Origin of the sequence: Acinetobacter sp. TR3 (assembly GCF_027105055.1) — a bacterium.
Classification (GTDB): domain Bacteria; phylum Pseudomonadota; class Gammaproteobacteria; order Pseudomonadales; family Moraxellaceae; genus Acinetobacter.
Window position 1 is genome coordinate 1,986,801 of record NZ_CP114264.1, and the last position, 23,199, is coordinate 2,009,999.

22 protein-coding genes and 1 pseudogene are annotated in these 23,199 nt (G+C 37.9%); 9 read left to right on the plus strand and 14 right to left on the minus strand.

Features of this window, described 5'->3' with window-relative positions:
• The first annotated feature begins 9 nt into the window (after nucleotides 1-9).
• Together leuE and O1449_RS09390 are read left to right on the plus strand one after the other, a co-directional pair.
• A complete protein-coding gene (gene leuE, locus O1449_RS09385) occupies nucleotides 10-660 on the plus strand; it encodes a leucine efflux protein LeuE (RefSeq protein ID WP_269238150.1) in 651 nt (216 codons plus the stop codon).
• Nucleotides 661-767: 107 nt separating this feature from the next.
• Nucleotides 768-1,946, plus strand: a complete 1,179-nt coding sequence (locus O1449_RS09390; RefSeq protein WP_269238151.1) for a benzoate/H(+) symporter BenE family transporter — start codon at nucleotides 768-770, stop codon at nucleotides 1,944-1,946.
• Nucleotides 1,947-1,998: 52 nt separating this feature from the next.
• Here O1449_RS09390 and O1449_RS09395 read toward each other — a convergent pair whose 3' ends face one another.
• The 6 genes and pseudogenes from O1449_RS09395 to pepN all read right to left on the minus strand — a co-directional run bounded on the left by O1449_RS09395 (nucleotide 1,999) and on the right by pepN (nucleotide 9,080).
• Nucleotides 1,999-3,825 (minus strand): monovalent cation:proton antiporter-2 (CPA2) family protein, encoded by a 1,827-nt coding sequence (locus tag O1449_RS09395; RefSeq protein WP_269238152.1) that lies wholly within the window; start codon nucleotides 3,823-3,825, stop codon nucleotides 1,999-2,001.
• A 116-nt stretch (nucleotides 3,826-3,941) separates the two neighbouring features.
• The gene (locus O1449_RS09400; protein WP_269239692.1) at nucleotides 3,942-4,607 is read right to left on the minus strand and encodes an MgtC/SapB family protein; all 666 of its coding nucleotides are present in this window, start codon (nucleotides 4,605-4,607) and stop codon (nucleotides 3,942-3,944) included.
• Nucleotides 4,603-4,908: pseudogene (locus O1449_RS09405) on the minus strand (hypothetical protein); the annotation flags it as partial. The gene O1449_RS09400 and the pseudogene O1449_RS09405, both read right to left, overlap by 5 nt.
• A gap of 283 nt (nucleotides 4,909-5,191) precedes the next feature.
• Nucleotides 5,192-5,608 (minus strand): RDD family protein, encoded by a 417-nt coding sequence (locus O1449_RS09410; RefSeq protein WP_269230065.1) that lies wholly within the window; start codon nucleotides 5,606-5,608, stop codon nucleotides 5,192-5,194.
• A gap of 67 nt (nucleotides 5,609-5,675) precedes the next feature.
• On the minus strand, nucleotides 5,676-6,362 hold the full coding sequence (locus O1449_RS09415) for a dienelactone hydrolase family protein (protein ID WP_269238154.1): 687 nt from the start codon (nucleotides 6,360-6,362) through the stop codon (nucleotides 5,676-5,678).
• Between the two features lie 111 nt (nucleotides 6,363-6,473).
• A complete protein-coding gene (gene pepN, locus O1449_RS09420) occupies nucleotides 6,474-9,080 on the minus strand; it encodes an aminopeptidase N (RefSeq protein ID WP_269238155.1) in 2,607 nt (868 codons plus the stop codon).
• 432 nt (nucleotides 9,081-9,512) lie between these two features.
• Here pepN and O1449_RS09425 point away from each other — a divergent pair, with 432 nt between their 5' ends.
• Nucleotides 9,513-9,770 (plus strand): hypothetical protein, encoded by a 258-nt coding sequence (locus O1449_RS09425; protein WP_004652954.1) that lies wholly within the window; start codon nucleotides 9,513-9,515, stop codon nucleotides 9,768-9,770.
• A gap of 55 nt (nucleotides 9,771-9,825) precedes the next feature.
• Here O1449_RS09425 and O1449_RS09430 read toward each other — a convergent pair whose 3' ends face one another.
• The 4 genes from O1449_RS09430 to O1449_RS09445 all read right to left on the minus strand — a co-directional run bounded on the left by O1449_RS09430 (nucleotide 9,826) and on the right by O1449_RS09445 (nucleotide 12,279).
• Nucleotides 9,826-10,299, minus strand: coding sequence for a DUF2147 domain-containing protein (locus tag O1449_RS09430; protein WP_269230062.1), 474 nt, complete (start codon nucleotides 10,297-10,299; stop codon nucleotides 9,826-9,828).
• Nucleotides 10,300-10,507: 208 nt separating this feature from the next.
• Nucleotides 10,508-10,945: a DUF2147 domain-containing protein gene (locus O1449_RS09435; protein WP_269230428.1), complete on the minus strand. Its 438-nt coding sequence runs from the start codon at nucleotides 10,943-10,945 to the stop codon at nucleotides 10,508-10,510.
• Between the two features lie 240 nt (nucleotides 10,946-11,185).
• On the minus strand, nucleotides 11,186-11,662 hold the full coding sequence (locus O1449_RS09440; RefSeq protein ID WP_269230061.1) for a DUF2147 domain-containing protein: 477 nt from the start codon (nucleotides 11,660-11,662) through the stop codon (nucleotides 11,186-11,188).
• A 143-nt stretch (nucleotides 11,663-11,805) separates the two neighbouring features.
• A complete protein-coding gene (locus tag O1449_RS09445) occupies nucleotides 11,806-12,279 on the minus strand; it encodes a DUF2147 domain-containing protein (protein ID WP_269238156.1) in 474 nt (157 codons plus the stop codon).
• Nucleotides 12,280-12,508: 229 nt separating this feature from the next.
• Between O1449_RS09445 and O1449_RS09450 the strand changes: the two genes are divergently transcribed.
• Entirely contained in the window at nucleotides 12,509-13,669 is a 1,161-nt protein-coding gene (locus tag O1449_RS09450; RefSeq protein ID WP_269238158.1) for a hypothetical protein, read from the plus strand.
• A gap of 34 nt (nucleotides 13,670-13,703) precedes the next feature.
• Nucleotides 13,704-14,519, plus strand: a complete 816-nt coding sequence (gene thiM / locus O1449_RS09455) for a hydroxyethylthiazole kinase (protein ID WP_269238159.1) — start codon at nucleotides 13,704-13,706, stop codon at nucleotides 14,517-14,519.
• A 31-nt stretch (nucleotides 14,520-14,550) separates the two neighbouring features.
• Here thiM and O1449_RS09460 read toward each other — a convergent pair whose 3' ends face one another.
• From O1449_RS09460 to O1449_RS09470, 3 genes are all read right to left on the minus strand, one after another.
• The gene (locus O1449_RS09460) at nucleotides 14,551-15,402 is read right to left on the minus strand and encodes an AraC family transcriptional regulator (protein WP_269238160.1); all 852 of its coding nucleotides are present in this window, start codon (nucleotides 15,400-15,402) and stop codon (nucleotides 14,551-14,553) included.
• 87 nt (nucleotides 15,403-15,489) lie between these two features.
• A complete protein-coding gene (locus O1449_RS09465) occupies nucleotides 15,490-15,852 on the minus strand; it encodes a 5-carboxymethyl-2-hydroxymuconate Delta-isomerase (RefSeq protein WP_269230056.1) in 363 nt (120 codons plus the stop codon).
• Nucleotides 15,853-15,862: 10 nt separating this feature from the next.
• Nucleotides 15,863-17,575 carry an AAA family ATPase gene (locus O1449_RS09470; protein WP_269238161.1) on the minus strand — a complete coding sequence of 571 codons (1,713 nt, stop codon included), beginning with the start codon at nucleotides 17,573-17,575 and terminating at the stop codon, nucleotides 15,863-15,865.
• A 159-nt stretch (nucleotides 17,576-17,734) separates the two neighbouring features.
• Between O1449_RS09470 and O1449_RS09475 the strand changes: the two genes are divergently transcribed.
• Complete coding sequence (locus tag O1449_RS09475; RefSeq protein ID WP_269238162.1) at nucleotides 17,735-18,700, plus strand: alpha/beta hydrolase; 966 nt, start codon at nucleotides 17,735-17,737, stop codon at nucleotides 18,698-18,700.
• Between the two features lie 31 nt (nucleotides 18,701-18,731).
• Nucleotides 18,732-19,445, plus strand: coding sequence for a glutamine amidotransferase (locus O1449_RS09480; protein ID WP_269238163.1), 714 nt, complete (start codon nucleotides 18,732-18,734; stop codon nucleotides 19,443-19,445).
• 425 nt (nucleotides 19,446-19,870) lie between these two features.
• On the opposite strand, the gene O1449_RS09485 is transcribed toward O1449_RS09480, so the two are convergent.
• Complete coding sequence (locus O1449_RS09485) at nucleotides 19,871-21,598, minus strand: glutamine--tRNA ligase/YqeY domain fusion protein (protein ID WP_269238164.1); 1,728 nt, start codon at nucleotides 21,596-21,598, stop codon at nucleotides 19,871-19,873.
• 168 nt (nucleotides 21,599-21,766) lie between these two features.
• On the opposite strand from O1449_RS09485, the gene O1449_RS09490 reads away from it, so the two are divergent.
• Both O1449_RS09490 and O1449_RS09495 read left to right on the plus strand, forming a co-directional pair.
• On the plus strand, nucleotides 21,767-22,276 hold the full coding sequence (locus O1449_RS09490; RefSeq protein ID WP_087547167.1) for a peptidylprolyl isomerase: 510 nt from the start codon (nucleotides 21,767-21,769) through the stop codon (nucleotides 22,274-22,276).
• Nucleotides 22,277-22,359: 83 nt separating this feature from the next.
• The gene (locus O1449_RS09495; protein ID WP_269238165.1) at nucleotides 22,360-23,076 is read left to right on the plus strand and encodes a UDP-2,3-diacylglucosamine diphosphatase; all 717 of its coding nucleotides are present in this window, start codon (nucleotides 22,360-22,362) and stop codon (nucleotides 23,074-23,076) included.
• Nucleotides 23,077-23,199: the final 123 nt, after the last annotated feature.

A 23,199-nucleotide genomic window follows, 5' to 3' on the forward strand; every position in this document is an offset into this window, starting at 1 on the left:
GAGTAGGTTGTGTTCGGTGTAACAGATTTAACGACATTTATTATTGGTACAATCTTAATTGTGTTATTGCCTGGCCCAAACTCTTTATATGTGATGTCGGTCGCTTCACGCTATGGTATTCGTACAGGTTATGCTGCGGCATGTGGTGTATTTACAGGTGATTCGATTTTAATCCTGTGTACGGTTCTAGGTGCAGCATCATTATTAAAAGCCTTTCCGATTTTATTTATCGTTCTCAAGTTAACAGGTGCTTGTTATCTCGCCTATCTAGGCTTCAAACTATTACAAAGTGCCTATCAGACATGGAATAAGCCTCCACACCCTACAGAAATGGCTAATTTACCTCGTTTAGATCAAATTCATCCCTATCGTACTGCACTCAGTATCAGTTTACTCAATCCTAAAGCGATTCTGTTTTTCCTGTCTTTTTTCGTGCAATTTGTTCAACCCAATTATGCTTATCCAGCACTCAGCTTTCTAACCTTAGCCATCATTGTGCAACTGGTCAGTTTTACCTATCTGACTGCTTTGATTTTTTCAGGTGTTAAATTAGCAGACTTTTTCAAACATAATTACAAACTTGCCGCAGGAGGTGTTTGTAGCGTAGGCATTTTATTCTTTATATTTGGATTACGACTAGCAACCTCTACCCTTGCATAACTCTGTTTTGATCATATGGTCAACTCATTCAATCATTTTAAAACTACGATTTTCGCCGAATTAACGATATACTTTTCAACAAATTTTAATCAAGTATAGATGCATTGATGCAACGTCTAATTCAAGATTTTTCGATTCCTGCCGTTTTTGCTGGCTTTATTACCTTTTTGATTGGAATAAGTGTTTCTGCGGTACTGGTCATTCAAGGGGCGCAATCTCTCGGTGCAAATACAGCACAAATCAGCTCTTGGTTTTGGGCATTAGGTTTAGCGATTGGATTATCAGGACTCATCTTATCTTGGAAATATAAATACCCTGTTGCTACCGCATGGTCGACTCCGGGCATTGCACTGATCATTGCATCGACTGGTCATTATGATTTGTATGAAGCGATTGGTGCTTTCTTAATTTGTGGCGTCGCAATCGCAATCGTTGGATTTTCAGGTATTTTCCAAAAGTTACTGACTCATATTCCTCAAAGCCTCACGTGCGCCATGCTTGCAGGAATTTTATTAAAATTTGGGATTCAAATTTTTAGCAGCTTAGAAAGTCAGCTCGGTTTTATCTTGAGCATGTTGGCAATTTATCTTGTTTCAAAACGCTTATTACCTCGTTATAGCATTGTGCTGACAGTGATTTTAGGTGCAATCATTTGTCCTCTATTTATTGATTTTCAATTACATTCAATCACTTGGTCTTTTACTCAACCTGTATGGATGCAACCCTCATTTTCATGGTCTGCATTACTGGGTCTAGCCTTACCGTTGTTTGTCATCAATATGACTTCGCAAAATTTGCCTGGTATCGCCATGATCAAAAGTTATGGTTATCACCCACACGTCAATCAATTAGTGGGTTGGACAGGTATTGCACATACGATTTTCGCCCCTTTTGGTTGTTTCTCGATAAATTTAGCCGCGATTAGTGCAGCGGTCAGCTTAGATGATCAAGTACATCCTGATCCAAGCAAACGCTATATTGCAGGTATAAGCTGTGGTTTGTTTTATATTTTAATGGGGCTTTTTGCTGCAACCTTAGTCAGTTTGCTCATGTCATTTCCGCCTATTTTTATTGTTGCACTTGCAGGTATTGCCCTATTTGCCACGATTAGCCATAACATTGCAGTGGCTTTTGCAAACGTAGAAGAACGAGAAGCAGCATTACTCACCTTTTTATGTAGTGCATCAGGAGTTCAATTTTGGGGAATTGGTTCTGCATTTTGGGGACTTCTATTGGGCATTTTTGTTTTAGTTTTATTCAAATTTAAATTAAAAAATAAGTCTTAGTACCAAAACCAAGACTTATTTAAATCTATTTTAGTCGAGATTCTCGTTACTTCTACTCTCCATCCTTTTCAGTTTCTTCACCATTTAAAATTCGTCCTGCTTGTTTAGGTCGAATCAATGGTGCTGTAGGTCGAGGATGGGAATGTGAGTATTGTAAACCCACCCCTGCATAGACATCATCCGCAGCAATTTCTGTTTCAAAACGCTCATTATCACGTTCTCGAATTTCATTTGAGATCATACGAACCTCATCTTCATCGACACCCAGTTGTTCTAAAATCACTTCACCGAATTTAATCGCAGATTCAAAGGTTTCACGAATCATATAATCGACTTGTTGTTTGACTAAATGTAGTGAATGCTCCCGATCATAAGAACGAACCAAGACTTTGGCTAATGGAAATTCATGTGTCACCAATTCCACAATTCGATTGGTTGTTTGTTTACTGTCGACACAGATGACGATTGCTTCTGCCGTCGAAGCACCTGAAGCATGCAAAATATCGAGACGACAACCATCGCCGTAGTAGATTTTAAAACCAAATTTTTCTGCGTTTTGAATCATGTCGATGTCATTATCAATAATCGTGACATCAACTCCTCTTGCCAAAAGCAATTGACTGGTTACCTGACCAAAACGACCAAAACCAATCATTAGAATACTGCCGCTTAGACCTTCAGCAATATCGACATTATCAAGAGAAACTGAATCTTTGGTTTCGGTAAATCGTTTAAAAAGAATGCCTAAGATTGGGGTCAGTACCATAGACAGTACAATAATTGCTGTTAGATTCGACTTAACTGTATTATCAATCACTTGAGCAGTGACCGCCGCGGAAAACAGAACAAAGGCAAACTCACCACCTTGAGCCATCAATAAAGCACGATCCAAAGCTTCGGTATGCCGACTTTTGGTCACGCGCGCAACAATATAAATCATGAGTGATTTAGCAAACATCATTGCAATAACGCCACTCACAATCAGTTGCCAATTTTGCTTCACGACCGATAAATCTAGTGACATTCCAACACCAAGGAAAAATAACCCCAATAAAATTCCTCGAAATGGTTCAATATCGGCTTCAATTTGGTGTCTAAAAGTTGATTCTGATAGCAACACGCCTGCAAGAAATGCCCCCATTGCCATAGATAAGCCACTGACTTGCATCAATAAAGCAGCACCCAACACCACTAAAAGTGCAGCAGCCGTCATCACTTCTCGTGCTTTTGCCGCAGCGAGTAATCTAAATAAAGGATTGAGTAACCAATAACCTGCGGCGATTAAACCTGCAATTGCAATCAACCCAATACCTATATTTTCTAAACGTGCTGAGGTACTTTCCACCACATGATTCGGTGCCATAAAAGCAACAATTGCCAGTAAAGGAACAATCAATAAGTCTTCAAATAATAAAATTGCGACAATCTTTTGACCTTGTGGCTGTGCAATATCACCACGATCACCCAAGAGTTGCATCACAATTGCGGTAGACGTCAGTACAAAACCTGCTGCACCAATAAATGCAACTTGCCATTTAAATCCAAATAAGAGCCCAACACCTGTTAATGCCAAAGCACAAGCAATAATTTGCAAAGTTCCTAAGCCAAAAATCTCACGCCTTAGACTCCATAAATGTGAGGGCTGCATTTCCAGCCCAATCACAAATAAGTACATGACAATACCAAGCTCTGCAATATGTAGAATCGAAGCAGAATCATGAAAAAATGCGAATCCAAATGGGCCAATAACTAAGCCAGCAATTAAATAACCAAGAACTGAGCCTAAGCCAATTCGTTTAAAAATAGGAACGGCTATTACAGCCGCAGCCAATAAAACGACAGGCGCGATTAAACTGATTGAGTGTACTTCTGAACTCATACTGTTCTCATTTTTATTTATCTGATTTTATTGTATGTGAAACAATAAAAGACTTATATATCAATTACGAGATAGTTATTCTCAATAGAACTATTTAAAATATTGATATACATAACTTAGTTAATTGCATTTTTATCCCAGAAAGCTTGACGAATTTGTGGCATCGCGTTCAGATGATTAATAATATGCAGCGCATCTTCAGCCTCAATTGAACTCGCAATCAGTGTCGCTTCGATCTCAACCTCTTTTTCACCAAACGGCGTTACATCAATATCTTTGGCAGGATAGTTATGATGTTTCAAAGTTAGATTCAGCTCGTCCATGACTACCTTACTCTGAGTACGATCACAAATAATATAGATGACATGTAAGACTTCTGCCTCATCATCTAATGGGCGGCGATCTATGGCATGAACAATAGGTCTTAACAAAGTATTCGCAGCTAAGATAAAACCTGTTGCCAAAACTGCTTCAACAATCAAATCAGCGCCTGCCGAAGCACCGATAGCAGCAGAACACCATAATGTCGCAGCCGTATTTAAACCATGAATGTTGCCTTCTTGGCGCATAATCACACCTGCACCTAAGAAACCAATTCCTGAAACAACATAAGCAATCACCCGAACTGCTCCATCAGCTTCAGTCAAATTAATTGCAATATCTACAAAAATCGCCGCTCCCACAGCAACTAAAACATTTGTTCTAAGTCCTGCTGTACGTTGTCGATATTGACGTTCAAATCCAATCAATGCACCGAGAATAAAAGCAACGGACAGGCTGATAACCTAGATTGGTATCCAATGCTAAACGTTGATCTAAGAGTTGAAAACTGACAGGAACATTCAAAAACCAGTTTAAATCCCCATGATGAGCAACATCATCACGGGATAGCTGTAAACTACTGGCAACACCCCAATCATTCTCCATTGGCCTTAAAATGCTTTTTGCTTGAACTGAAAAGCCATGAATCTGATCTTGATCTTTACTTGAGTGATAGCCTAAAGATACTTCTAAATTTTGATTGAGATTACAGGCAGGTACGACTTGATAAGACCAAGTGCCGTCTTTTTTAGGTGAGAAACTAAACAGGATGCAGTCAATACAATAAATTTTGCGGATACAGCAAAATTTTATAGGAGGGTTTAGAATATTTTAACAAAGCTATCTCATTGCAAGAAGATAGCCGACCTAAATAGCTCACTTGCTCAGTATTCGCTTTGGCTTAATCCTTTATTAAACCCGAACCTCGAACAACTTCCCATTTAGGATCTCCGTGAATAAACTCAATGGCATTATAGGACATGCGAATTGATCCACAAGCCCTATCGTATGAATTTTTCATTACATGAGAGAATTTCACTCTAAATTAAAGTTCTCTAACGACTACTGTTTTTGCCATTTTGTCGTGCCAGCCTTGCTTCTTAGAATCAAAAGCCACCCAAATCAAACCAATAAATAGAACTAATATTGCTGGAAAATAACCGATATAACGAATAATCCCTTGACCAACTGTGACATTTTCTCCAGTCCTTTCATCTAAGACTTTCAAACGCAACAAACGTTTACCTGGAGTTCCAGCAAATTTAACCCAACAGAATACACAGAAAGCGGCCATTAAAATTTGCCAAAGCAAATCTGCGGTTGAGGTCATCTCAGATGAATACATAGAGTTCCAACCCATCAACATTCCAATCGGCACTAATGCAACCATAATAATAATATTATCAATAATAGATGCACCTAAACGTATCCAAAAACCTGCATATTCATATTTATGTGACATTTTCCCCTCACTTTTCTATTTCTATAGACATAAATGCTTATAAATAATCGCTTTATTAGCATAGCATTTATACAATATTTTGTTTTAACTCGCGCTCAAAAAAATCAATGGTACGTTGCCAAACCATTTTCGCCTCAGGCAGTCCTCGACTGACACTACGAAAGCCATGTGGCATGTTATAGGTATAAGCTTCAACCCGATCACCCAATTGCTGGATCAGTTTATTGCGTTTGGTCGCTGGGCAAAATGGATCAACCGTAGACCAATGTCCCTGTAGAATGCGAACTTCATCCAGAGACTCGTTGTTTGGAACACCAGCACCTTGAATCCCCAGAGAATGATGATAAACCACAGGTGCTAACATATCTTCGCGCTTTGCCATTTGAATGACGTAACCACCTGTTAAACATTGACCTAACATACCCAAGCGACCATTAGATCTTGGGTCTGCCTTTAATGCATCGAGTAATACATGAATTTCTTGATTAACTTCACTGTCCGCTGAATTGATACGTCCTGCCTTACTCACCATAGCACGAATACAATATTTGACTGCACCACCACTAAATAAATTAGGCACGTAAACCAAATAACCTCGATCAGCCAAGTCTTGTGCATCTTCTCTATAAACATCGAGGATACCAAATAACTCGTGTAGCAATAAAATCGCAGGCGTTTTTTCAGAGTTTTGTGCAGGTGCATACACTTCAACTTCAATTTGACGTGTCGGTAATGTGATTGTTTTTATTTCCATTGCAGTCATCCGTTACATTCGAATGATTTCCATAGTATTTCTGACAATATTAATTGTCAAATAAAAAAGGATGTCTGACGACATCCTGTTCCTATTCATTCAATCAGTAAATTAAATACTGAGTAAACTGTTCAATGTTTCTGCTACATTTTTCGATTTTACTTTAGGCTGCAACGCCTTAAGCGCCTGTTGCACCTGACTACGTTGTGGTTCAGCCAAGGTGTACCAACGTGACAGTACTTGTAATAAACGCGAACCTAAAATTGGGTTTTTCTCATCCAAATAAGCGGCAAGCTCAATAAAATGATCGACACCAAAGCTCCACGTATTCACTGGATTTGCAGCAAGTCCCCCACTCACTGCACGGATACGGTTCGGTGTTCCCAAATCATAATCGGCGTGCTTAGTCAGATACTCAATCGTTTCCGCTGTCGCACATGGATTCGATGCTTGGATGCTAAACCATTGATCTAAAGACAAGGCTTCATCTTTAAAACGGTTATAGAAATCTGCAAGTGCAGCCTGCGCTTGTGGCGCATCATTCCAGACTAAAACACGCAATGCGCCTAAACGTTCGGACATATTGCCTGTTTGTTGATATTGCGCATAAGCCAAATCAAATACAGACTCATCGCCTTGACGCGCCAACATATTCAGAGTGATATTCTTTAATGAACGCACGCCCATTGCTAAAGAAAACTCTTTTTGCTGGTCTGGATCTAAGGCCAAATAAGTCTCTTTCCAGAATGAACCTAAATCACGTGCTAAACGATCTAGCACAGCTTCACGCTTCTCACGAATCAGTTCAGGCTCATAGTCTTGATCAATACGACTGCCTAAATAGTTTTCACTTGGCACATCAAATAAACGCGATGCCAATAACGGATCTTTATTCACTAGGTCTGGCAAGGTATTTTTAATTGCCTGAATATAGGTATCCACCTTATGGTCTTCTAAAAGAATACGTTCCAATAAAGTTTGTGTCGCTTGCCATTGATTAAAGCCATTGGTTTCGTGCTGAATCAAAAATGCAAGATCATCATTGGAATAATCAAACACCAAATTGACAGGTGCAGAGAAATTACGTAATAACGAAGCCACAGGTTGCTCAGTCACGCCTGTAAATTCAATACTCGCTTGGTCTTGATCAAATAAATACACACCATCTTTAACCTCATTCACAAACAGATCAGCGCTGTGCAAGGTATATTGCTCACCAGTTTTGGCATTAAATAAGGCGAGAGCCACAGGAATTGGCACTGCTTTGAGATTTGGATATTTTGGATGTGCTTTCAAGCTTTGTTTGAAACTTAAACGATAAATCTGTGCAGCAGCATCATATTCACCTTTCGCTTCTAACTTTGGCGTACCTGGTTGGTTATACCATGTAAGGAAGTTAGATAGATCAACCCCTGAACCTGCGCTCAATGCAGCAACCCAGTCCTCAACTGTGACTGCTTGCCCATCATGACGCAGAAAATATTCATCAGTCCCTTGACGGTATTTTTCTCTACCCAATAAAGTGGCCATCATGCGGTTGATTTCAGCACCCTTCTCATACACTGTCGCGGTATAGAAGTTGTTGATTTCGACAAAATGATCTGGACGTGGCGGATGCGATAATGGGCCAGCATCTTCTGGGAATTGATGTGATTTCAATACCGCTACATCATCAATTCGTTGTACGGCCGCTGATTGTAAATCCTCAGAGAAAGACTGATCACGGAAAACTGTTAAGCCCTCTTTTAAACACAATTGGAACCAGTCACGACAGGTGATTCGGTTGCCTGTCCAGTTATGGAAATATTCATGTGCAATGACTGACTGAACTCGCATAATCGCAGCATCAGTGGTGTATTCCTCATCGGCAAGCACACATGAGGTATTAAAGATATTCAAACCTTTATTTTCCATTGCACCCATGTTGAACTGGCTCACTGCGACAATCATATAATTGTCGAGATCATAAGGACGACCATAGTGCTCTTCATCCCAACGCATAGAGTGCTTTAACGCTTCCATTGCAATGTGACATTTTGGAATATCTTTCTCAATTGCATAAATTTCTAAGGCAACGTCACGCCCCTCAGAGGTGGTATAACGGTCTGTCAAAACAGCTAAATCACCAATGACACAGGCAAATAAATAGCTTGGCTTTTTGGTTGGATCTTGCCAAATTGCAAAATGACGACCTTCCCCAACTTCACCCGTTTCCAACAAGTTACCATTGGCAAGTAAAACTGGATATTTCTTATCTGCTTCTACCCGTGTCGTAAACTCAGCAAGCACATCTGGACGATCTGGATAGAAGGTAATTTTACGGAAACCTTCAGGTTCATTTTGGGTAACGAATAAATCACCCGCCTTGTATAAACCTTCAAGCTGCGTATTTGACTCAGGATGAATAATGACTTGGATTTTTAAAATGACCTCATCTGGTGCATCTGTGATCAACAATTGCTCATCGTCTAAATCATATTGCGCTGCACTCAGGATTTGCCCATTCAATTGAATCGACTTTAATTCAAGATCACGCCCCAAAAGCACCAAAGCACCAGTCGTTTGACGTTTCATCACTAAGGTTGAGTCAACAATCGTATGATCATCATAGACTTGAATATCTAAGTTAATTGATTCAACCAAGAAAGATGGTTTTTGATAATCTTTGAGGTAAATGGTTTGATCTACTTGTACGGGAGGTTGTGCCGCAATATTCATCAGTATTCCTTATCTTTCATCATGTCGTTTAGATGGTCTTGTTGGCAAGACTTCTTGATTAAAGTCATTCGGTTGCACAAATCATGCCTTATTTCACCTAAATTTTTGTGACAAATCACTTTTGTCAGAAGTATCGGTGAAACTCTATCAGATCATACGCCAACTTATAAAACCTGTCTTTACGGCTCAGTATCAGTTTTAATAATTTTATTGGGTTTACTATTCAGGTTTTCAAATTTGATCTGCAAATTGCCCGATCATTTAGACAAAATTACAACATCGTTTTCCAATCTTAAATAAAAAATACAGAACCAATTGCGTTCTATCGCGCAACTTACATTTTTTTCCTGAGTTTTACATTTTGTGCACGGTTATTGCTTAAGTTTATATGCCAATGTAGGTAATACAATAAATCAAGCGAGGGTTAAGACGATGGAATTAAAAGCACACTTATATCGTTTAGAAAATATTAAAGCGATCCATGATCTTGCAAAAGCTGGCGTCGATCATCATGTAATTTCCGTTTTTTTAACAGCAGAAGGAATTGAACTGACAACATTAGAAGTGACCAACATTGTGAACACTTATGATGCACTTGGCAAAGAAAAATTGCCGAGTAAAAAAGTACAAGCACTTATTGCAGCCAAAAAAATCGGTCAGGAGGACGAAAACTTACCATGCCCTGTTTAACTTTTACATTTAATAAAAAACCTCGAAATATTTTCGAGGTTTTTTATTACACTAATTAAGGATTTGCACTATCTGTTCGTAACCAGACGACTGTACGACCTAAGGCAGAAACGCCCATATAACCGCGCATACGTAAACGTTTACCTTCACCCGTTACGACCGCTTTACCTTTATAAACTTTACCACTTGTTGCTTCTAATACTCGACCATCAATATATGAATCTGGCTTATCTGGATCTTCTCTAAAACCTGATAAAATTTCTAAGCCAAGAATTGGCTTATTGGTATTTGGAGCTGCGCACTTGGTACAGTTCGCAAGGGAAAAACCACGAGCATTAGGATAACGATAAACAATTTTCCCATGAAAGCGACCATCTGATCCTTTACGGATTTCAACAATCGAAAGTTGCTCACCTGTACGTTCTTCAATACTTTTCCAATAACCTTCAATCGAAGCTGAAAAAGCAGTCATGCTTAAAAAAGCAATAGAAACTCCCATGATTCCTTTCAGAAACATTTGATTTAGCATACTAACCCCGTCTTTTTAAAAGCCAACCCATTCATATTTATAGGTTTAATTATTGAAACTTACCATATTTTCAGATAAGTTTCACGCTACCAATTAGTCCTTTTGCTTAAAAAACAACTGATCCAACTGGTAAAATTCATGTAATGAATAACATTATTTTAAAATAAATAAAATCAAATTCTTTGACCTGATATATCACAGTTTTATTTTAAGGGCTTGCACGATCTGTTCTCAACCAGACCACTGTTCGACCTAATGCTGAAATTCCCATATAACCACGCATACGTAAACGTTTTCCATCACTCGTTACAAGTGCCTTACCCTTGTAGATCCGGCCACTGGTTGGTTCCATTATTCTACCATCAATATACGCATCTGGATTATCAGGGTTATCTTTAAGCTTTGATAAGATTTCTAAGCCAAGGATTGGATGATTAGTATATGGCTCAGGGCATTTAACACAATTGGCTAACTTAATACCGTGTGCATTAGGGTAACGATAGACAATCTTGCCATGATAATAACCGTCAGTGCCTTTTCTAATTTCGACAATTGAAAGCTGCTCCCCCGTACGATCATCTATACTTTTCCAGTAACCCTCGATTGAACTTGCATAACTACCAACACTTGTAATAACCAATGCCATTCCGATTAGGCATTTCTTTAATGAATTTTTATACATACAAGCCTCAACATTTTGAATACGGAAAATGTTTTTTATGCTCGATCTCTTAGGATAGAGCATAAAAAAACCTCTTTGATTCAATATCAAAGCATTGAAACTGATCTAAATAGATGAATTCATAAAATGGCTAAAATATAATTAGACATAAATTCATTAAGACATAAACCCTGATATTGAACCAAATTTATTTGTTCAACAGGGTTAAGGATTGGCACTGTCAGTCCTAATCCAAACTTGGGTACGACCTAAAGCAGAAATCCCCATATATCCACGCATACGTAAACGTTTACCATCAGCACTTAACTGAGCTTTGCCTTTATAAAGATTGCCCGTTTTAGGTTCGAGTATTTTTCCGTCAATAAAATGGTTTGGATTTTTAGGATCTTCTCGCAAACCTGATGCGATCTGAAGTCCTAAAATAGGTTTGTTTTTGAAAGGCTCAGGGCATTTCACACAATTGGTTAATACCGTGCCACCACCCGGTACTGGGTAACGATATACGATTGTGCCAGTATAAGTATTATCAGGTTTCTTTTTAATTTCTACGATTGAAAGCTGTTCACCCGTACGGTCATCAATACTTTTCCAAAAGCCTTCAGGTGTCATCGCGAAATTAGCAGTTGCGAATAGGGCAAATGAAATTCCCACGATTCCTTTCATGAGTGAATGTTTTTGCATAATATGCTCTCCCTAAGTGCAAAGTAGATCCATCTAATATATTTTTATTCCAATGTTCTTAGACAGTCAACAAGACGAGTGGATATTTAACTGCTTAAAATCACAATAAATTTTAAGCATTTCACATATTTTAAAATTAATGCCTAAGGGTTTGCATTATCTGTGCGTATCCATACTGCGGTACGCCCTAAAGCTGAAATTCCGACATAACCGCGCATATTTAAATGCTTACCATCTGCATTTAATCGTGCCTTGCCTTTATATACTTTTCCTGTTTTGCTCTCGACAATAAGTCCATTAATAAAATTATTTGGTCGTTTAGGGTCTTCAATTAAACCTGTCAACACTTCCAAGCCTAAACGTGCTTTTCCTGTGTAAGGCGGTGGACAATTTACGCAATGTGTAACAACAACACCATGTGCATTTGGATAGATATAAACAATCTTTCCTCGATAGGTATTATCTGGTGCTTTCCTGATTTCAATGATGGTCAGTTGTTCGCCTGTCCGATCATCAATACTGCGCCAATAGCCTTCAATTGAACTTGCATATGAGAGAATACTTGTAAAACAAGCAATTAATGCAATAGAGCATTTCAACAATATTTGATTATTCATCCTTATCTCTTTCTACTTCTATAAACAAAGTTAATAACATCTTTTAATATGGGGCAAAAATTTACCATACTTTAAAAAATAGATCAGCCACCTGCTTAGCTTTTATATAAAATTCAGTGGATTAAATCTCAATACAAAACTACTTTTTCAGTGCAAATAATCTTTTTCTCACTCCGAGCACGAGCAATGTATAATCCTTTCATTTCGTGGTTATATAGGTTTATTGTCAATGGATTTACAGATTCTGCAAAAGCAGTTAGATGAAAGTAGCCATTGTCCATTGTGCCAAGCATCCATGTTCTGGATTGAAGCTGAGCAATACTCACAAGAATTCCAATTTCATGAATGTAGTCATTGCCAACATCGTGTATTTAAAAGTGACAGCAAACTGAATTGCCATTGTGCTCAATGCACCGCTCAGCGCAAAAAACAAACTCAACAAACCATTTTACAAGAACAACGTAAATACAAAGTCAAAGATGAAGTGATTTATAGCCTGAATCAACTCAGCTTTATGCATAAATTATTTTTACTAAGTTTGTTGGACAGTTATGCTCGTGAAGATGTACAGCATGATGAATTCATCCACTGGAAGAACATTAAATATCATGATTTCACCCCCAATTATTTATTTCAAAATCAACTCGTTCAAGAGTTACTCAAATTAGGCATATTTAAATCACAAGATTCGAGCCTAGAAACAGAACATTTTTATCTTAATCTTCGGCTTGATGGTTATTCTGATCCGAGTTTATTTAGTGTAACCCAACAATTGCGCCATTGGTTTTATGAGAATCTAAGTTTAGGTATTCCCTTCAAAACGACAGATGAAGTTAAAGATGCTTTGTATTTGATTCTTTATCAAGAAATCGTCCAGTTCATGCAATTTTATTGTAGAACTTGGGGCATTCAAATCGCTGGCAATCGCTCATTTCAAGCCTTTTGCTATCGTCTGATGGAAGGGCTCGCAGTGGGTCAAATTTTTTACTTAATTCAAACTGCGTTAGAGTACCTCTATAAGCAAAAAGCATTGCAGCCAAGAAACGATAAATTTATTAATACCAACTTACTCAAAAAGACATTAGAACAATATCGTGAACGCGCTTTGGCTGAACGTTGGGAAACCACGACATTACCTCGCCCATATACCATTCCATTTAGTAAAATGAGCGAAGTATTATTATTTAAATTTTTGGGTTATGACGAGAGTATTTTTATTCAGCCTGTCTGGAAATCTTGGCGCAAGATCGAACCTCGTTTAAATTTTTATGCAGTAAAGCGTTGCATGTATTGCGGTTCAAATGATCTTGTAGTCGATTATGATGCTACAGACTATGTATCATTGATTTGTCGTCGATGTAAGCATCAAGACCACTACTTTACGCGTTAAACTATTATTTTTTAAAATTTTTAAGGGGTGATGAATGTCACAAAAACAACAACTCATTGAGCAAGTGATTGAAGCTTGGCAAGCTCTTCAGCAACAAGCCCCATTGGTACAATGTATTACCAATAGTGTCGCCAATAATTACGTCGCAAATATCTTACTTGCAGCTGGTGCATCGCCCGCAATGATCGACAATCCATTTGAAGCAGCAGATTTTACAAAAATTTGTGCAGCTTTAAGCATCAACATTGGTACACCTACGACTGAACAAACTCAAGCGATGCTGATTTCAGCCAAAACGGCACAACAGCAACAAAGACCATGGGTACTCGATCCTGTTGGCTATGGAGCAATCCTGAAATGGCGTAGTGAAACTGTTGATCAATTACTCAAGTTTCAACCTACCATTATCCGCGGCAATGCCTCTGAAATTAGTACTTTAGCGGGCAGTCAAGTTCAATCTAAAGGTGTTGATAGCACATTAAATAGCCATGATGTTTATGCTCAAGCAAAAAGCTTGTTACAGCATACTGAGTGTGTTGCGATTTCTGGTGAATCTGACTATATCATTTCCAAACAATTCGATATGGTAATCAAAGTAAATGGTGGTTGCCATTTACAGCCTAAAATTACTGCAACAGGATGCGCTCTAGGTGCATTAACCGCTGCTTATCATGCAGTAACGAATTCAACCATTGCGGCGCTTGCTTCACACATTCATTTTGCGATTGCAGGCAAACTGGCTTATGAACATGCACAAACAGTTGGAAGCTTTAATGTCGCTTTTTTAGATTACATACACATGCTCGATGACAATTTAATTCAGCAATATGTAGATATTGAAATTTTATAATTCAGCTCTGCTAATAAGCAGAGCTTAATCGCTATTTCAGTAATAAATAAATGTCTGTGATCAAATCGCATTCATCTACATCATGAACAAAGTTGTGGTAGTGAAAAAAGACGGGAAAATCCCCTACTTCACGTGCTGATTGTGGTAACCAGTCCCGATATAGATAGTAAATACTGTCTTTAATATGATCGTGACTGCCCAAATGCCGAATAACGGCATAGCTGCCTTTGGGAAGAGTACCTGTGCTTACACCGTATGTATTTTCAGGTATATCCGCCGTGATTGTTCCAGCAATATCAAAACGGAATTCATCACTTAAAGTCTGTTCAGGGTCAGAAAATGGAATACCGTAGGTGCGGCTTTTTGCTATAGGAGATAATCCCGTTTCTTTGCGCCACTGAATAAATTGTGCTGTCGTTTCAAATACACGTTTTGGTGCACCGTGATGAGAAATAAATGCGATTTTCTCTTCTGCTCTTTCTACAATATTAACGTTCATCATGATTTCTCTCGGAGGTAAATAAAAAATAAACCTTTCATGCCAAGATAGCCAATGGGGCTGTTCTCTAAAAGCACTTGGGGTTTGATCAAATGAACGTTTAAAAGCGCGGCTAAATGCTTCAGGGCTATCAAAACCAGACTGTAAAGCAATATCAATAATTTTGGTGTCTGTACAAAATGCAAGTTGAAATGAGGCTCGTTTTAAACGACACAACTGAATAAACTTCATCAGATTCACACCTGTATTCGCTACAAAAATGCGATGAAAATGAAATTTAGATAGTGATGCAACTTGACTCAACGTATTCAAATCTAGCTCATCATCTAGATGTTGCTGAATGTACTCACATACACGTTGCAACTTCTGATCATATAGCGTCATACATTTAACTCAATTCATTTGATGAAAGCTAATTTGCAAGATTCATATCCTGTAAACTTGATCAGAATTGCGGATTTTCAAATCAAATTAAATCGTCGCCTTAAAATAATTCTCTTTTGGCATATCAATCACTTCAACACATAATTGAATTGAATATTCAGCCTCATTTTTTAGATAACCTTTTTGTTCTAACAATCGGAGTAATGCCTCACCTGCTGCTTGCTTCTGAACTTGGGTTCGTCCACTCAAAATATAAAGTTTTAGATGAACATAACCTTCTTGATGATCCTCCAACCCAATTAAAAATACCTCATCTTTAAAAACACGAGACTTAATATCATTTACGCTAAACAGCTCAGTTTTAAGCAACACTGTATTTAGGTCTTTGAGCAATTCTAGCGGATCTAACGCTGTTAAATTTGCTGAATAGTGAACAATCATATGAGGCATTTGATTCGCCCTATTCAACAAACAATAAAGCTAAACGGACTTGATCATAAGCCATACGTGGACTTGTAGCTTCCACAATTGGACGTAACTTAATTGAACCATCATCGGTAAAATGCTCAGGATTTTTACGTTTGTGCAAACGTTTATAAATCTTACGAACTTCTTCAATGACTTCATCACCAGGGTTGGCAATAGAAATATCTAATCCTTGTTCTTTATGCAAGCGCGCGAGATGGTTAATAATCGTTGCAGGCGTTAGCCCTCGCTCATGGGCAATATCTTCAATTTCATATCCATCTTCAAATAAAGCACGCGTTTCCTCTAAAGTCGCTGCTGCATAATTTTGTTTTTCGCCTTTCGAAAGTTTTTTCTCATTACGTGTAATTTCAGTTGCATTCAACGTACCGCCACAATGACGAATAAAGGCATTATGCTGTGGGGTTAGATCAATATTTTCAAAATTGACTTCTGCTTCAGTCGATAATTCCTGAAAACGGCGATCTGCTTTAATTGCTAAACTATCCAACTCAAGTGCTTGTTCATTAAACCCAAGCAATTTCAGTCCAGTCAGTGACTTCAATCGAGATAAAGCCACATAGCCCTGACCTTTTTCAAAAGTATGCGTTAAATTAATTTCTGCGGCTTCCAACGTCATACCCTGACTTTTATGAATGGTAATTGCCCACGCCAAACGTAGAGGAATTTGCTGAAAACTTGCAATCACCTTGCCTGCTTCATTTTCAATTGACCATGTTTCTGGCTCAACAAGTAATGTCGTTCCATCTGTCAATTTCACCTTTGGTAAAATCCCTTGTTTATCATCTTCCTCAAAACCAATCACTTCACCTAAACTGCCATTGATATAACCCATATCGAAGTTATTTTTGACAAACATTACTTTGGCATGCTTTTTAAGGGTCAATTCTTCAGGTGCGCGTATTGAAGATTTTAAGGTTTCGATTAATTTGTCGTTGCCATCGACAACCGCATTGAATTGGTGGCTTTCATTCTCAATTTCGTTGAGATGCTGATAATTGATGTTATCCACATCCATATTATGTGTGTATAAACGGGTAAAGGTTTCACCAATATCGTGCTGACGAGATTGCTGTAATGCGAAAATATGATTCTGCTGAATGCTCTGTGCTCGAATCGCATTTAATATCTGATTTAAAATTTCATCATCCTGACGATGCTGTTCCGTTAAATAGCAAACACGGAATTTTGCTTCAACCCATGCCTCAGACATAAAGCAAAATTTATCCCGATTGCTTTCATCTTTTCTACCCACAGGTGGTAACTGGAAAAAATCACCCGCAACAATGACTTGAATCCCACCAAAAGCCTCATCACTTTCTTTAAAGTATTTAAGCACCTGATTAACCAAATTGAGTTGTTTGGCATGCAACATTGAAATTTCATCAATAATTAAGACTTGGGCATTTTCTAAATGCTCTTTTAAATATTTACGCTCTTTCATTCGTTTGAGGTCATCATCACTCAAACGATCTTTAATCCCAATCCCTGCCCATGTATGAATGGTCATTCCATTCATATGCGTAGCCGCGATCCCTGTAGAAGCCGTAATCGCAACGGGGACTTTTCGCGCTTTAAGATAGTGAATATATTGATTAAGCGTATAGGTTTTTCCTGCACCCGCGGAACCTGTTAAAAAAACATTTTCCCCAGCTTTAAGTAACTTCAGTGCAGTCTCTTGTTTCATAATTTCGTCAGTCAAAAACAACAGCACATAGCTTAACGATTTTTTTGTAAAAGTAAAAACTCAAACTGATTTTGAGAACTGTTTGTATCTCACTTTTACATTGACATCCAAACATTTTCATTTAATGTGTTTCTTAATTAATTCAGATTAGATATAAAAATGAACAGTTTAAATTCATATAAATATCAAAAAGATATATTAGGAGAAGATTATCAGCAACTCACTTTAAATTTTGCTGATGATTATGATGGGAAAGTCGTTGCAACATTAGTTCGCAAGAAAGCAGTTCAAGCCACCAAGAAAGCAGTTCTATATATTCATGGTTTTTCTGACTACTTTTTCCAAACAGAAATGGCAGAACAATTTAACCAGCATGGTTATGATTTTTATGCACTTGACCTCAGAAAATACGGACGCTCAAAATTACCGCATCAGAAGTTTTATTATATTCTAGACCTTCGTGAATATGATGCTGAGATCAGTAAAGCACTCGAAATTATTGGTCAAGAAAATCACAATCAAGTTTTACTTGCTGGGCACTCAACGGGCGGCTTAATTACAACGCTCTACGCCGCACATTACCCAGATCATCGCCTGATTAAAGCACTATGGACCAATAGTCCTTTTTATGATTTTTATAAAAGTGTCGTCGAAAAAAAAATGGGAATCCCTTTACTCGGTAGGGTTGGCAAACGTTTACCAAATGCAAAATTCCCAAGTGGCTTAAATCAATGGTATACACCAAGCCTACATAAAGATTTCTATGGTGAATGGGATTTCAACTTAAATTGGAAACCCAAATCACTCCCTTTTGTTCATTTATGTTTTGTACGTGCGATCCACAAAGCACAAAAAGAAATCCATCGCGGTATTAGTTTAAATATTCCAACCTTGATTATGCATTCACACCAATCCAAATATCCAAAAAAATGGGGTGTTGATGCACAGCAAAGTGATGTGATTTTAGATGTCAAAGATATGACACACAATGCAAAGAAAATGAAAGGTGATGTACAAACCTTAGCAATCAAAAATGGCTTACATGATTTGGTCTTGTCTGCACCGCCTGTGCGAGAGAAAGTCTATCAAGATTTATTTTCTTGGCTCGAACAAAAAATGCCTTAATTAAGCTCTATTTATAGTGATTACTCAGATTATGGATACTTCAATTTCTTTACCTAAAACAGTTTATGCAATTCAGCATCTTGCCTTTGAAGATTTAGGTTCATTAGAAGATATTTTTTATCAACTCGGTTTTCGTGTTCGTTATTTCGAAGCAGGTGTAGATGATCTTAAACCCGCTTTAAATTATGAAGGTATTACCATTATTCTTGGTGGACCAATTGGTGTTTATGAAACTGAAGACTACCCTTTTCTTATAGAAGAGATTGAAGGCCTCAAGCAACGCTTGAATGCGAATAAACCAACTATTGGTATTTGTTTAGGTGCACAATTAATCGCACACGCATTAGGTGCAAAAGTTTACGCAGGTCATCAAAAAGAAATTGGTTGGAGTCAGTTGGAAATCAAAGCCGTTGAGCATAATCCCTTATCTGCACTTGAAAACACTGAAGTTCTGCATTGGCACGGCGATACATTTGATTTACCACCTCATGCGACATTACTTGCAAGCTCGGCAATTTATCCCAATCAGGCATTTTCTATCGGGAATAACATCTTAGCTTTACAATTTCATCTTGAGATAAACCAACACAGTTTTGAGAAATGGCTCATTGGGCATACGTGTGAAATACGGCATGCAGGCTTATCAATTCCTCAGTTACGACAAGATAATTTAAATTATGCAGCGCAATTGGAAAGGCAATGCCGAACAATTGTCCAAACATTTTTAGATAAAATAAATAATTAAATCCATATAACCACTCAAATTGCATATGCTTGTCACAGCCGATAATTATATCAATTGAGTGGTTTTAAGCAAAAAATACACTGAAAATATTACACTTTTCAAACTTTCCTTACATAATCACACATTAAGACCAATAACAGACGACATTACAATCAAGCTATTTTTGGATAAGACAATAGAATATGAGCATTCATCTTATTTTAGCTGGACTATAGAATATGCTTAAGCTGATAAAGAGTTTTCACTCTATCAATACCTATTTATTCATATCTGTTCTTCTACTTATTTCAATGGTAATTTATTTTTATCACATCAATCCATAAATGATTCATCTAAAAAACCCAACTTCTAAAGCTGGGTTTTTAGATGAATACTATTATAAAATTTATAAATATTAAGAACGAATATAAATCCCTGATTGAAACTTACTTCTTCTCAGCCTTAAAACTATCTTTAAGATCAAGAATACGGTTAAACACAGGTCTTTCAACTTGATGATCATGTTGATCTGCAACAAAATAACCTTCACGCTCAAACTGGAAACGATCTTCTGGCTTCGCTTGTGCTAATGCAGGTTCAATCACAGCCTGTACCACGTTTAATGATTCAGGATTTAGATTTGCCAAGAAATCATCCGTCGCATCTGGTGCTGCTTCAGTAAATAAACGATCGTAAATACGAATTTCAGCAGGTATACCTTTCGTTGCAGAGACCCAATGAATGACCCCTTTGACTTTACGACCTTCAGGGTTTTTGCCTAACGTTTCAGGATCAATTGAACATTTAAGCTCAATTACTTCACCATTGGCATCTTTGATTACTTCATCACACTTGATCACATAAGCATGGCGTAAACGCACTTCGCCTTCTGGAATCAAACGTTTAAAGCCTTTTGGTGCAACCTCTTCAAAGTCTTTACGATCAATATAGATTTCACGTGTTAACGGTATAACGCGTTCACCCATATCAACATTTGGATGACGTGAATGAGTTAAATCTAATTCTTCAGGTAAATTAGTCAAGGTTACTTTTAATGGATTCAATACAGCCATACCACGTGCTGCTGCATTTTCCAAAGACTGACGAATACAGAACTCAAGCATTGCCACATCCACAATACCATCTGTTTTCGATACACCCACACGCTTACAGAAATCTCGTAAACCTTCTGGGGTAAAACCACGGCGACGCATTCCCACTACAGTTGGCATACGCGGATCATCCCAACCCTGTACATGGTTACCCTCAACCAATTTACGCAATTTACGTTTAGAGGTAATCGTATAATCTATATTTAAACGTGATGACTCATATTGACGCGGTACAGCAGGAGAATGAACTTTCTCCACAACCCAATCATAGAATGGACGGTGATCTTGGAACTCTAAAGTACAGAGTGAATGGGTAATCCCTTCAATTGCATCTGACAATGGATGAGCATAGTCATACATTGGATACATTTTCCACTTATCACCTGTTTGATGATGCTCTGAATGCAATACGCGGTAAAGAATCGGGTCACGCATATGTACATTCGGGCTTGCCATATCAATTTTGGCACGTAAAACAGCACCACCTTCTTGGATTTCACCATTACGCATTTGTTCGAAACGCGCTAAGTTTTCCTCAACTGTAGCATCACGATATGGCGAGTTTTTACCTAACTCAATGAAACTACCACGATTCAACTTAATTTCTTCAGGTGTTTGCAAGTCCACATAGGCATCCCCCTGTTCAATTAATTGAACAGCCCACGTGTAAAGTTGATCGAAATAACTTGATGCATAGCGAGGCTCACCATTCCAGTTAAAACCTAACCACTTCACATCATTGGCAATACCATCAACATATTCTTGTTCTTCGGCATCTGGGTTTGTATCATCAAAACGTAAATTACATAAACCGTCGAATTCTTCAGCAATACCAAAGTTGAGACAAATCGCTTTGACATGACCAATATGTAGATAACCATTTGGCTCAGGTGGAAAACGAGTCACAACTTTTTGAGTACGACCTTGATTTAAGTCATCTGTAATCACTTGACGTACAAAATCCAAGCCTGCCTGTTGTTCTTGCTGCGCGGCGTCGACAGTGGTTTGAGTATTCGGTGTCGGGGTCTTTGGCAGTTCTGAAACAACATCATTTGGCTTCATAGGGTGTAAATCACTTCTTACAGTTAAAAAAAATAGGAAATAAAACGCAATCTTTGCTTTTTCTGAAAGATTTTAACGTTTTTTACTTGCCTTGTAGTTTACAGTTTGCTTATGCTTCTCTCAACCAAAAACCCATGGTCACAAGCCCATGTTTAGGAGATTAATGTAATGAGTTTTCCTCAAGTCGAATTAAATACCAACAAAGGTCGTATTGTTCTTGAGCTTAACGCTGAAAAAGCACCAAAAACGGTTGCAAATTTCTTAGAATATGTACGCGACGGTTTCTATGACGGCGTAATTTTCCACCGTGTGATTGATGGTTTTATGATCCAAGGTGGTGGCATGGACGAAAACTTCAAAGAAAAAGCAACACGTGACTCAATCGAAAATGAAGCTGACAACGGCTTAAGCAACGATGAAGGCACAATTGCTATGGCACGTACGCAAGCTCCTCATTCTGCATCAGCTCAATTCTTTATCAACGTAAAAAATAACTCTTTCTTAAACCACACAGCACCAACTGCACAAGGCTGGGGTTATGCGGTATTTGGTAAAGTTGTAGAAGGTATGGATGTTGTAGCTGCAATTAAAGGTGTGCGTACTGGTAACCGTGGTTACCATGCAGATGTTCCTTTAGAGAACGTTGTGATTGAATCAGCTAAAATTATTGCTGAGTAATAATCCCTCCTAACCTCCTTTTATAAAGGGAGGAAAGTCCCTCTTTTTAAAGAGGGATTTAGGGAGATTAAAAGGAAAAAAGTGTGACCTACCTGTTTATTTCAGATCTACACTTGTCACCTGATCACCCTCGACTCGTTCGAGGGTTTTTGGCTTTATTGAAAGAGTATCAAAATAAAAATACCCAACTTTATATTCTAGGTGATTGGTTTAATGCTTGGATTGGTGATGATTACACTGCGCCATGGTTAGATGAAATTGTCAGCGCTTTACAAGTATTCGCTGAAGCAGGAAATCAAGTGTATTTCCAAGTGGGTAATCGAGATTTTGCCTTAGGTCAAAAATTCTTAAAGCAATTTAACGGTATTCTATTACCTGATGTTTATATACTCGAAATTGATCACAAAAAATTTCGACTCGAACACGGTGATGCCTTATGCACAGACGATATTGCCTATCAACGTTTTCGCAAAGTAATTCGCAACCCCATTTTACTCGGTTTCTTAAAACGCACTCCTTTGAGTTTTAGACAAAAACTTGCTAATGGTTTCCGTAAGAAAAGTAGTGAAACTAAGCAAATGAAAAGCTACGATATTATGGATGTGAATACACAAGCAGTAGAATCAGTCATCACACAAGTCGATTATTTAATTCATGGTCATACTCATCGCCCTGAAATTCATCAAGTATTGAATAAACAACGTATTGTTTTAGGTGATTGGCGAGAAGATTCCGCTTGGATTTTAGAACTCAATAAGCAAGAAAATTATCAATTAGATTTTAAACAGTGGTTCTATTGATCATTATTGAATAGTCGTACTCATCTGTTTCTTCATCTTTAACCATTTTATAAAACATTTGTTATTACTTCGCTAAACCTTCAGTCGGTTTAGTGATCATAGCTCACTTACATGCGACTTAAA